A 12116-nucleotide genomic window follows, 5' to 3' on the forward strand; every position below is an offset into this window, starting at 1 on the left:
ATCCGCCTCAACAGCGACCGCTACACCCGCGAGGCCGAGCTGCGTTCCGGGATGGTGCGCGTCAACGAGAATGTAGACGCCATCGCGCTCTATCACGGCGAAGCCGATGCCAAGAGACGGCTCGAAATCGACCTTGGCACGGTGCTGGGCGCGATGCGAAACATCTACAAAGCGCAGATCAACCTGTCCTGGGTGACCGATACCTATGGCTGGATCACCGTGGTGGCGCCGATCCTGGTGGCATCGCCGGTCTATTTTTCGGGCGATATCAGTTTCGGCGGGCTGATGATGGCGGTCGGTGCCTTCAACCAGGTGCATTCGTCCCTGCGCTGGTTCATCAACAACATCGGCGGCATCGCCGACTGGCGCGCCACGCTGATGCGTGTTGCCGACTTCCGCATCGCGCTCGATGAAACCGATGTGCTGCACGACAAGGAAAAGCGCATCGAATTCGGCGACAACGCCAATGGCAGCCTGACCTTCGAGAAGCTCCAAGTGGCCTCGCCGGAGGGCTGCACCAAACTTTCAGACAGCCATGTCGAGATCCGTCCCGGCGAGCGCGTGATGATCACCGGTGAGCCAGGCGCCGGCAAGACGCTGTTCTTCCGCGCCATAGCGGGCCTGTGGCCATGGGGCAGAGGGAAAATCGGCCTGCCGGCTGGAGAAACCCTCATCTTCGTGCCGCGTGTCCCGTATTTGCCGGCCGGCAGGTTGCGAGAGGTGCTCAATCACGCGAATGGGCATGCGCCCGCCAACGATGCCGACATTTCGGCCGTTCTGGCCGAGGTTGGTCTTGAACGGCTGTCATCTTCGCTCGACCGCGTGGGGCGCTGGGACCATGAGTTGGCCGATGACGAACAGCGCCTGCTGGGCGTGGCCAGGCTCGCGTTGCGGCAGCCGAAGTGGGTGATCATCGACGAAGCGATGGATGCGTTCGACGGACCCTCGCTGAGGCGCGTGCTGGCGATGCTGGAAAAGCATCTGAAGGGAGCCGCGATCATCAATATCGGGCGCGGCCAGCACAACACTCAGTTCTTTCCGCGCGGCCTGACGATCGTAAAGGATTCCGGTGCGCCGGCGCTTAAGCCCCCTCGCGTCAGGGCCGGCGCCATCGACCCTCCGCCGAAGGCGGCCGTGCGGCGAAAGAAGTAGACCGGTATTCAGATTCGCGCCGGGCTGCGCCATCGCCTGTTCGGTTGGCCACCGTCCCTTACGTCCCTATGTTGCACGATGACCACACAGTTCGCCCGAGGCAGCGCTTATCCCGGTGGAGGTCTGTTAGAAGAAGTTTGCAGCGCGATGGCGACGGCACGGCCACTGTTCAGACGGGTCGGTAGTCCGTTTGATCACCGAGCGGTCGGCCCTGCCCTGCCAGACCGACACCATGGTCTTGGCGATACGTTCGTCCACTCGCGGGCCTGGAGCCAATGCCTCATGTTCGAGGCATCGAGCATGTAAACATCGAAGGAGTTTCCAGTGGACGCCAAGACAACTACCTCGCAGATTCGCCTGACACGCCGGACGCCCACCTATTGGCGAGTCACGTTCGACAATGCCCCGCTCAATGTCATGGGTCCACAGATGGTGCAAGAATTCACACATCTGATTGACGCCATTGAGGCTGACGAAGACGTTCGGGTCGTGGTGTTCGACAGTAGCGTCGACGGATACTTCCTCAACCATTCAGACTTCAAGGCGCGGATCGAGGATATGCTCGCGCTGGCGCCCGGGCCGACGGGCCTGCCGCCCTGGCCGGATTTTCTTGTGCGGCTGACGCGCGCGCCGGTCGCCTCGATCGCCCTCATCCGGGGTCGCGCTACGGGCAACGGGAGCGAGATCACCCTTTCCTGCGACATGGCTTTCGCTAGCAAGGAAAAGGCCATTATTTCCCAGTGGGAGGTTGGCGTGGGTATGGTCGCCGGCGGTGGACCGATGGCCCGCCTGCCGCATCTCATCGGTCGCAATCGCGCCATGGAGGTTCTGTTGTCCTCTGAGGACATCCGTGGCGAACAGGCAGAGGCGTATGGCTACGTGAACAAGGCGCTGCCCGACGCAGAGCTCGACGCCTATGTCGATGCGCTCGCCACGCGGATCTCCAGGTTCGACAAGTGGGCGATCGCGCAGACCAAGCGCTTGGTCAACACCAGCCTGAGTCCGGATGTCGAGCTAGGCGCCGGCTGGGAATCCTGCATAGCTTCACTGAGCCGGCCCGCCGCCCAGGAGGGGATCAAAGCGCTGACCGCCAAGGGCTTCCAGGCGCCGGGAGATGTCGAGAATCGGCTGGCTTTCCACCTAGGCGAGTTGCCGCCGCGATAGACCGCTGCCGATGGCGACGGCACCCCCTCAAAGAAAGGAACAATCCCATGGATCTGCTCACGAAAGCGAAGTCACTGGCCGAACGTGTGGAGGCAGAGGCGACAAAGGCCAATGTGCCCGTTGCAGTGTGCATCATCGATGTTCATGGCAATCTGGTGCTTCAGCACCGGATGACCGGGGCGCCCGTCTTCGCGCTCGAGATTTCCGAGCGGAAAGCGTATACCTCGGCCCTCGTGCGCCTGCGCACGGCTGACATCCTGCCGCTCGTGCAGCCGGGACAATCGCTGTATGCGCTGACCACAGTGGGCGGCGGCCGTTTTTGCCCCATGGGTGGAGGCATTCCTGTGGTTGACGAAGATGGCAAGGTGTATGCTGGTGTCGGCGTCAGCGGCGGCACTGCCGAAGAGGATGTCGCCATCGCCGAGGCCGCTGTCCGCTAAGCGCAACGCAAGCAAATTCGCCAGAGGTCCGGTGGCCGAGGTCGGGAGTCGACGTAAAGCGATGCCCCGGCTGCTCCGTAACTATGTAATCGACCGAGCTTGACACCCAAAGGAAACCCGGTAGTAGTGATACGTATCAGTAATACGTATCAACAAGGGTGGGAATGGCAAACGGCAGGGCGACGCAGAAGGATGTGGCAAGGGCAGCCGGGGTTTCGCAGGCCACGGTTTCCATGGTGCTGGGCGGTGGTAGCGCTTCTTCGATCCCAGCGGATACGTGGGCTCGCATCACGAAGGCCGCCAAGGACCTTGGCTACGTCCCAAACCGCTTTGCGCAAGCGCTGAAGACGAGCCGTTCGATGACCATTGCCTGCATTGTGCCCGACATCACGAATCCTTTCTATCCATCGCTGATCCGCGGCATCCAATCGGTGACGGACGGCCTGAGCTACGACGTCATCGCAGTTAACACCGATGGCACACCTGAACGCGAGCGGCACTTCCTCGACTGGGCGCGGCAGGGTCGCGTCGATGGCGTGATCGGCGTTTTCTTTACCTTGCGTGCCAACGATTTCAGCCCTCTGGTCGAAGCAGGGGTTCCGGTGGTGCGGATCGAGTCTTCCAAGAAACGCGGCGGCGAAATCGTCGTCGATGACATCTATGTCGACAGCCGGGCAGCCGCGCTAGCGGTCACCGACCACCTGATCGGCCAGGGTCACGAGCGCATTGCCATGGTAGCGGGCCGAGGCGGCCCCCAGGCCACGCGTATCGACGGCTATCGCTCGGCCCTAGCCAAGGTGGGATATCCCGCGCATGTGATCATCGACGAGGAATTCTCGGAGATCGGCGGCACGCGCGCCGCCGAAGCAATACTCGCAAGCACGTTTAAGCCAACAGCGATATTCGCCGCGAATGACCTGATGGCCGTCGGCGTCATGCAGGCGCTGCGCGAGCGCGCCATCGAGATACCCAGAGAGATCGCTGTCGTCGGCTTCGATGACATTCCTGCAGCGAAGCTGGTGACGCCGCCGCTGACCACAGTCGCGCAGTTTCAATGGCAAATGGGCGCGCGCGCGGCACAGACACTGATGGAGCGGCTTCGCGGCGCCAAGACCGGTGCGGGAACCGCGCTGGAAATGCCCTTTGAACTTATCCAACGAGGCTCGACACGAGCCATCTAGATGCTGGCCGTCTTACAAAACTGGGAGGAAGAAACGATGCAACGCCGTACAATTCTGAAAGCCGGACTTGGTCTGGCAAGCCTGCCGCTCCTGCCGCGCCTCGCCTATTCGGCCGACCAGAAGCCCGTGGCCTTCTGGTATGAATCGGCATCGCCGGAAAATCAGGACAATCTCAAGACTCTGCTTGTGGACCCGTTCAACGCGGCCCATCCGGAAGAACTCCTGAGCATTGACTTCCGCGGCTCCGATCTCGACAAGCAGCTTCGTGTCGCCATGCTCTCGGGCACCGGACCCGACGTCGTCTTCACCGCAGGCCCGAGTTATGTCGCCGCCATGGCGCAGGCCGGACAACTCCTGTCACTCGACGATTATGCCAAGAAATACGGTTGGAACGAACGGCTGCTGCCTCTGTTCCTCGATCTCGGCCGCTACCAAGGCAAGCTCTACGCGCTTGCCAAGACCTATGAGACGCTGGGGCTTTTCTACAACAAGACGCTGTTCGCCAAGAACAACTGGAAAGCACCTACGACGATTGCGGAACTTGAAGCACTCGCCGATGAAATGAAGGGCAAGGCCCTTGTACCGTTCGGCGCCGGCAATGCCGATTGGCGTCCGGCAAACGAGTGGCACGTCTCGATAGCCATGAATTCGATCGCTGGCCCGGAAACCGTGCATAAGGCATTGGCGGGATCGATTCAATGGACAGATCCGGCCTTCGTCGCGTCAATCGACAAGCTGGCCGAGTGGTGGGACAAGGGTTATTATGGCGACAATTACTTCTCCCTGACCTCCGAGCAGGCCTTCGCTCAGATTGCGACCGGTCAAGCGGGCATGGCGCCCACGGGCACCTGGAGCTTCACCAACGTCAAGCCATATTTCCCCGACAACGATGCCGAGCCGGGCTTTGTCGGCTTCCCCAGCGCGTCGGGCGACCCGATCTTTCCGCTCGGCATCGGCTCGACGCTTTCGGTCAATGCCAAGTCGGAAAATCCGGACGGTGCTGCCGCCGTGCTTGACTACATGTTCCAGGACGATTTCTACAGCAAGATGAACTCGGTCTGGCAAGGCGAATGGAACCTGCCGCTTGCCGATCTCTCCAAGGTGAAGCTGTCGGACAATGTACTGCCGCTCTACACCGAAGCGATGAGGGAGCTGTCCACCGCCGTGGGCGCTGGCAAGTATGGCTATACGACGTGGACTTTCCTGCCACCCGCGACTGACACCTATCTGGTCAGCGGCATGGAAGAGGTTTGGCTCAAGAAAACCTCGTCCGCCGATTTCCTTAAGAAGCTCGACGAGACCTTCAAGCAGGAAAAGGACGCGGGCAAGGTGCCTGCAATCCCGCCCCGCGCCTGACCGCTCAGGGTGGCGCGATATGCGTCGCCCTTCCCCGGAGGAACTCCATGCATCGACTCTACATCGTTCCGACGATGATCATCAACGTCGTCATCGTGCTCGTTCCAGCACTACTGACGGCCGCTCTCGCCTTCTGCAATTGGGACGGCATCTCAGCGCCGACCTTTGCCGGCCTCGGCAATTTCCGGGCATTGGCGGCGGATCGCGTCTTCTGGTCGGCGCTCGGCAACAACATGGTCTGGACGCTCGTCTTCCTGACCGTGCCGATCCTCATGGGTCTCGCCGCCGCATCGATGCTGTTGATCGTGCGCCGCGGCAGTAACTTCTTCCAGACAGTCTATTTCCTCCCCGTCGTCATTGCCACCGCCATCACCGCACGCGTCTGGCAGGGCATGATCTACAGCCCGGTGACAGGGATCTTCGGCATCCTCAAGAAATACGGCATGCCAATCCCCAACCCGCTGACGCAGCCGCCGCTTGCGCTGTTCGGCGTCGCGACTGTCGATCTCTGGCACTGGTGGGGTTTCCTTTGCGTCATCTTCTTCGCGGCGCTCCGCCAGGTTCCGCAGGAACAGATCGAGGCCGCGAAAGTCGAGGGCGCCACGTATTTCCAGATGATGCGTTACGTCTTGTTGCCCGGTATCCGGCCGACGTTGACACTCATGATGATCATGACGGTGATCTGGTCGTTCCTCGCCTTCGACTTCGTCTACATCATGACCCAGGGCGGCCCGGCATTTTCGAGCGAGCTCCTGTCTACCCTCGCCTACCGAAAAGCGTTCTATGACCTGAATGTCGGGCAAGCGGCGGCGGCGGCGCTCGTCATCAGCCTGTTCGGGCTGGTCGGCACCTTCTTCTACGTCCGCATCCAGACGCGGGAGGGGGAGCAATGAGCCTTGTCGAAAGCCGCCTGACGCTAATCGTTTCCTATGCGCTTCTTAGCCTGTTCGCCTTCATCGCTCTGTTTCCGATCGCACTTCTGGTACTCAACTCCCTGAAGCCGGCTGCTGAGATTGTACAAAATCCGCTGGGCCTGCCAGGACCGATCCGCTGGCAGAATTTCGTCAATGCCTGGAACCATGCGAAGTTTTCGAAGACCTTCGTGAACTCCCTTGTCGTTAGCGGCACGACGATCGTGCTGGTCTGCTCGACCTCGTCGCTGACAGCGTATGTGCTGGCCCGCAAGAAGGTCAAATCCTGGAAGATTTTCACCTTCTACCTGCTCGCAACGACGACGGCGCCGATCCAGCTCTACATCTTCCCGCTCTATTTCGGCTTCGCCAAGCTCGGCCTGATCAACAATATTTTCGGAGTTTCGCTGATCTACACGGCACTCTACAGCCCGTTCGCGGTGATGCTGCTTAGGACCTACTTCATCGCAGTTCCGAAGGAACTCGAGGAAGCGGCGATCGTCGATGGTGCCACCTCCTGGCAGGTTTTCTGGCGGGTAATGCTGCCGATCGTCTCGCCCGGCATCCTCACGGTGGCGCTCATCATCGGCCTCAATTCGTGGAACGAGTTTCTGATAGCGACGACCTTCCTGCAGAGGCAGGAGAATGTCACCGCCGTCATCGCCTTCTATCTGCTCTCAGGCCAGTACAGTTCCGACTGGGGTGAGATCATGGCCGCCGCCCTTATCATCGTCGTGCCCGTCGTCCTGCTCTTCGTCTTCATGCAGAAGCGTTTCATCGAGGGCATGGCCGGTGGCTCGGTGAAGGGCTAATCCCGTTTCGAATTGTGGAGTGAACGATGCAGTTGCCCAATGATTATCTCGAACGCGTCTATGCCGGCGTCCTCGGCAAGCTGGTGGGGGTCTATCTCGGCCGCCCTTTCGAGGGCTGGACGTACCAGAAGATCATGGATGAGCTCGGCCCGATCGAATACTACGTGCATGAGCGTTTAAACCAGCCGCTCGTCGTCACCGACGACGATGTCGCCGGTACCTTCACCTTCGTTCGTGCCCTGGAGGACTATGGCATCAAGGCAAGCCTTTCGGCCGAGGAAATCGGCAAGGCCTGGCTCAACTACATCGTTGAGGAGCGCGCTATCCTGTGGTGGGGCGGCAACGGCAATTCCACTGAACACACCGCATGGCTTAACCTCAAGAAGGGTATTTCGGCCCCGCATTCCGGTTCGATTGCAACCAACGGCCAGGCGGTTGCTGAACAGATCGGTGCACAGATCTTCATCGATGGTTGGGCCATGGTCGCGCCGCGCCAGCCGGAACTTGCCGCAAGGCTCGCCGAACAGGCTGGCAAGGTCAGCCATGATGGCGAGTCGGTCTACGCCGCGATGCTTTGGGCGGCGATGGAGGCCGAAGCTTTCGGCTCGTCGGACATCGACCACCTGATCGATACCGGTTTGAGCCAGATACCTCAGGATTGCCTGATCGCCAGTCTGATCGCCAATATCAGGGCCTGGCACAAGGCGCATCCCGACTGGCGCGACACCCGCCAGAAGATCGAACAACACTACGGCTACGACAAATATCCCGGCAACTGCCACGTCGTCCCGAACCATGCGCTGATGATCATGGCTGTGCTCTATGCACCGCAGGATTTCCAGCGGGCGCAGATGATCGTCAACACGTCGGGCTGGGATACGGATTGCAATGCCGGCAATGTCGGCTGCCTGCTCGGCATCATGAATGGGCTCGAAGGGCTGGACGAAGGCCCGGACTGGCGCGGGCCGATCGCTGACCGCTTGCTGATCTCGTCCGCAGATGGCGGCAACTCGATCAACGACGCGGTTCGCCAGGCCTATTTCCTCGCCAACCTCGGCCTGCAATTGGCCGGCAGGCAAAAATTTGATGCTCCCAAGGCCGGCGCGCAGTTCCATTTCTCGCTGCCGGGCAGCCAGCAAGGCTTCAGGCCGCAGACCGGCCTCGATGTCAGCTCTGCGCTGCGCATCGGCAATGCCGAGTTCGAAGCCGCCCGTGCTCTCGCAATCGACTATGAAGCCTTGCGGCCTACTCAGGTCGCAGTCGTAACCACTCCGACCTTCTCGCCGCGCGAAATGCTCAACATGCGCACCTACGACCTGATGGCAACGCCGCTTGTCTATCCCGGTCAGGTCGTGCGCGCTCGCGTCGTTGCCGATCAAAAGAACCGCGGCGCTGTCGAGGTAAGATTGCGGGCACGCGTTTACGACGAGCATGACGAATGGCGCAATGTCGACGGCTGTTCGGTGATCATCGAGCCGGGCAAGGAGGCCGTTTTGGAATGGGCTTTGCCGGACACGGGCGGCCAGCCGATTGCCGAACTCGGCCTGGCGATTTCTAGCACAGGCAAGCGCGCTGATGGCCGCTTGCTTGTCGACTACGTCAGATGGGATGGCACGCCCGAGCTGACGCTGAAGCGCCCGGCGGGCGACGGCGATTTCTGGCGCTTGTCCTGGGTCAACGGCGCAGACTTCTTCTCCAAGCGCTATCCGGCGGCATTCCGGATCTCGCAGAATAGCGGCGAAGGAATCATCATCCATGGCACGCGCCAGTGGGCCGATTACCAGGTGTGCGGCGACGTGATGTTACATCTCGGCAACTATGGCGGTTTCGCCGTCCGGGCGCAGGGCCTGCGCCGCTATTATGGTGCCCGCGTCACCCGCGACGGCAGGATGCAGATCGTGCGCGTCCGAGACGAGAGCACCGACGTGCTCGCCGAGACCGCCTTCAATACCGAATTCGAAAAATCGATATCGATGAAAGTGGCGGCCAAGGGCGAGCGCATCACTTTCGAGGCGGACGGCATATCGCTTTTTGCGGAAGACTGCAGCCCCGAGGCTTTCCATGATGGCGGCATTGGCCTGCTGGTGCATGAAGGCGCCTTGTCATGCAACGAAATTCGGGTCGGAGCGGTCTGATGGCGAATGTCACGATCGATAAGGCCCGCAAGGCATATGGTCTGGTAGAGGTGCTTCATGGCGTCTCCGTCGACATTCGAGACGGCGAGTTCGTGGTGCTCGTCGGCCCGTCCGGTTGCGGAAAATCCACGCTGCTGCGGATGATCGCGGGGCTGGAAAACATCACTGGCGGGACGATCGGCATCGGCGGGCGGGTCGTCAACGATCTGGCTCCCAAACAACGCGACATCTCGATGGTGTTCCAGAACTACGCGCTCTATCCGCATATGACGGTGGCCGAGAACATGGCGTTTTCACTGACGCTGTCCGGTGCGCCCAAGGCGGAGAAGCAGAAGCGTGTTGCGGACGCCGCTGGGATACTGGGGCTGACGCCGCTGCTCGATCGCTATCCGCGCCAGCTGTCAGGCGGCCAACGCCAGCGCGTGGCCATGGGTCGGTCGATCGTGCGCAAACCGCAGGTCTTCCTGTTCGACGAGCCGTTGTCTAATCTGGACGCCAAGCTACGCGTCGCCATGCGCGCCGAGATCAAGAGCCTGCATCGCCGTCTTGCCACCACCACGATCTATGTCACCCACGACCAGGTCGAGGCAATGACCATGGCCGACCGGATCGTGGTGATGAATGGCGGCCATGTCGAGCAGGTTGGCCGGCCGCTCGACCTCTACGATGATCCGCAGAGCATGTTCGTTGCCGAATTCATCGGCTCGCCGTCGATGAACCTCCTGAAAGGCCGTTTCGACAGCGCCGACGGCCAGCCCGTTTTCATAACCGATGCCGGCATCGTACTGCCGCTGCCCGACAACGTTTCAAGGCCCTCCGGCACGGAAGCGTTCTACGGTATCAGACCGGAATATTTCACTATCGCCCCGATAGGCTCGGGTATCCCGGCCGGGGTCCTAGTCGTCGAGCCCCTCGGCCCGGAAACGCAAGTGACCGCGAGCGTCGGAGGACAGACCATGGTGACTATGTTTCACGAGCGGATCAACGTGCAACCCGACGATATGATCTGGCTTCGGGTGCAGCCCAATCGCGTCTGTTTGTTCGACACCGCTGGACGACGGTTTCAGCCTGCTATCGCTCCTTTTGCCCACCTATAGGCGCCGGAAGTAAAGAGCCGGTCATGGCCAGAATGATCGTTCTAACGGCTAGCCACATAATTAGCAGGTTTGCGGCCGCAAAAACTGGAAGAGCCAACCACCCAGCAAAGCCTGACTCCCCACGGATCGCCAGTTTTTCAATCGTGGTTGCCAATGCCGTGGCGCCGAAGCTGACGCTCCAAAGACCGGCAGAAAAACGGCGGACAATTCGCGGCAGTACGCCGCCGACGATAACAGCCTGGAGCATTGCGTAACCGATCAGACAGTGAACAAAAACGTCTTCGCTGGTACCTGACAAGTTAACATAGGCGAGCGAGCACACCGCCGGAGGCGCGAGTTGAACTCCCAAGGTAGACCGGATCTGGTCTCGCAGTGGCTCGCCAAAATAGAGCCGGTAGAACAAAACGGAATCGATTGTTAGCCACGAGAAGAGCCCCGCACCCAAAGCCAATTGAGCCCATTCAGAATGTCCGAATGTCGATAGGCCGATGCTGAGAACGAATGACGCGGCCGCAACAGGCAAGTATAAGGCAGGCGTCGCGTCGGACAGAGCGATGGTCGTTTTCCAGATCAATTGCGAATGCCAAAGCCCGAATGCCACTGCAAACGCCCCGCCGATGCACAGCAGTATAGCGGCCACTGTCGCACTGAAGGGCAATACACTCACGGCGGTCAGCATCATCCCGACACCCGCAAGACCAGGAAAGCAGTTCTGAACGGGATCCGCGAGTTCCGCCTGCACCGCCAACGGTGCTAACCACAACTTCAAACCATATAAAGTCAAAAGAGCTGTCCATATGCCCATGGCCAGTATCATAACCCCAACAACAATTCCTACCGGCATCGCCCACAGTTGTTGCGCAACCTCCCACATAACGGCAAAAGAACTTGCCCCGAGGCCGATAGCAAAGAACGAGGCTGGAAACCGGGCTATTAGAGATCCCTCTGCCGACAGACCGAGAACAGCCTGACACTTCAATGCGGTTATTTCCTTGGAGCAGAGTCCACTCCCTTGCGCTGCGCCGACGTCAGATTGGGACCACTCTTTCATAACTGCACCTCACGAATCTGCCCTGAAATCACACAGGCTTGCAACCAAACTCCTGATCGCACTCCCCGAACGAGTTCCTAATGCATTGCGGGCAATTTCAGCGTCACGACTGTGCCTGACCCGAGGATGCTTTTTAGATCGATGCTTCCTCCCGCTTCTTCAACGAAGCGTTTGACCATCGGCAATCCAACACCACCCAATCCCTCGCCCTTTGTCGTAAAGAAGAGATCAAATGCTCGCACCATGGTCTCGTTGGTCATCCCAATTCCGCGGTCTTCAACCCGAACATCCACCCCCTTGGAATTCTCCGATACCAACGCGTGAACTGAAATCAAACCGCCGTCGGGCATCGCATCGCGTGCATTGAGCAGAAGGTTGAGGACTGCATTTTGCAACCCGACGCGATCGCACCTTACCAAAGGAAGGTTGGAGCCGACGCAAACCTCGACACGGATGTTTTCATCCCAAGCACTTCGAACAAAAGCTTCGACGTCGGCCAGGCAAATGCCCACGTTAGCATTTGAAATTACGCCTTCGATTTCTCTGGCTGTCCTGATGGTCTGCCTGACAAGACAACCGGCTCTCTCCAGAGCGGTCTTGGCGCCAGCAATTACCACCCCTGCGCCCGGAGCCGTTGCGATATTCGGGTCTCGACCCAGGTGGTTCAACGCAGATGAAGCCACCTGAATGAGATTACCAAGGTCATGGACGATACCGGCAGTCGAGATCTGCAGGGCGAGACCACCTTGCGGATTGTTCCCCCGGACGTCGAATATGCTTTCATCTACTTGGAGACTTGACATTCCATTCCTCCGTT

11 protein-coding genes are annotated in these 12116 nt (G+C 60.0%); 9 read left to right on the plus strand and 2 right to left on the minus strand.

What is annotated here, in order from left to right; genetic code table 11:
• From X730_RS137800 to ugpC, 9 genes are all read left to right on the plus strand, one after another.
• Positions 1-1152: ABC transporter ATP-binding protein/permease (locus tag X730_RS137800; protein WP_023827511.1), on the plus strand; the 1152-nt coding region annotated here is incomplete at its 5' end.
• Positions 1153-1476: 324 nt separating this feature from the next.
• A complete protein-coding gene (locus X730_RS137795; protein WP_023827512.1) occupies positions 1477-2316 on the plus strand; it encodes an enoyl-CoA hydratase/isomerase family protein in 840 nt (279 codons plus the stop codon).
• Between the two features lie 47 nt (positions 2317-2363).
• Complete coding sequence (locus X730_RS137790; protein ID WP_023669188.1) at positions 2364-2756, plus strand: heme-binding protein; 393 nt, start codon at positions 2364-2366, stop codon at positions 2754-2756.
• A 164-nt stretch (positions 2757-2920) separates the two neighbouring features.
• On the plus strand, positions 2921-3937 hold the full coding sequence (locus X730_RS137785) for a LacI family DNA-binding transcriptional regulator (RefSeq protein WP_023669189.1): 1017 nt from the start codon (positions 2921-2923) through the stop codon (positions 3935-3937).
• A 36-nt stretch (positions 3938-3973) separates the two neighbouring features.
• Positions 3974-5293 (plus strand): extracellular solute-binding protein, encoded by a 1320-nt coding sequence (locus tag X730_RS137780; protein ID WP_023706328.1) that lies wholly within the window; start codon positions 3974-3976, stop codon positions 5291-5293.
• Positions 5294-5340: 47 nt separating this feature from the next.
• Positions 5341-6186: a sugar ABC transporter permease gene (locus tag X730_RS137775; RefSeq protein WP_023669191.1), complete on the plus strand. Its 846-nt coding sequence runs from the start codon at positions 5341-5343 to the stop codon at positions 6184-6186.
• On the plus strand, positions 6183-7016 hold the full coding sequence (locus X730_RS137770; RefSeq protein ID WP_023669192.1) for a carbohydrate ABC transporter permease: 834 nt from the start codon (positions 6183-6185) through the stop codon (positions 7014-7016). The genes X730_RS137775 and X730_RS137770 overlap by 4 nt, the downstream gene beginning before the upstream one ends.
• Before the next feature lie 26 nt (positions 7017-7042).
• Positions 7043-9151, plus strand: a complete 2109-nt coding sequence (locus X730_RS137765) for an ADP-ribosylglycohydrolase family protein (RefSeq protein ID WP_023698539.1) — start codon at positions 7043-7045, stop codon at positions 9149-9151.
• Positions 9151-10248 carry a sn-glycerol-3-phosphate ABC transporter ATP-binding protein UgpC gene (gene ugpC, locus X730_RS137760; protein WP_023827513.1) on the plus strand — a complete coding sequence of 366 codons (1098 nt, stop codon included), beginning with the start codon at positions 9151-9153 and terminating at the stop codon, positions 10246-10248. Before X730_RS137765 ends, ugpC begins: the two co-directional genes overlap by 1 nt.
• Here the strand turns inward: ugpC and X730_RS137755 are convergent.
• Both X730_RS137755 and X730_RS137750 read right to left on the minus strand, forming a co-directional pair.
• The gene (locus tag X730_RS137755; RefSeq protein WP_023669195.1) at positions 10223-11299 is read right to left on the minus strand and encodes a tellurite resistance protein TehA; all 1077 of its coding nucleotides are present in this window, start codon (positions 11297-11299) and stop codon (positions 10223-10225) included. The genes ugpC and X730_RS137755 overlap by 26 nt on opposite strands.
• Positions 11300-11376: 77 nt before the next feature.
• Positions 11377-12102 carry an ATP-binding protein gene (locus X730_RS137750; RefSeq protein WP_023669196.1) on the minus strand — a complete coding sequence of 242 codons (726 nt, stop codon included), beginning with the start codon at positions 12100-12102 and terminating at the stop codon, positions 11377-11379.
• Positions 12103-12116: the final 14 nt, after the last annotated feature.

Source organism: Mesorhizobium sp. L103C131B0, from assembly GCF_000502275.1.
GTDB lineage: Bacteria > Pseudomonadota > Alphaproteobacteria > Rhizobiales > Rhizobiaceae > Mesorhizobium.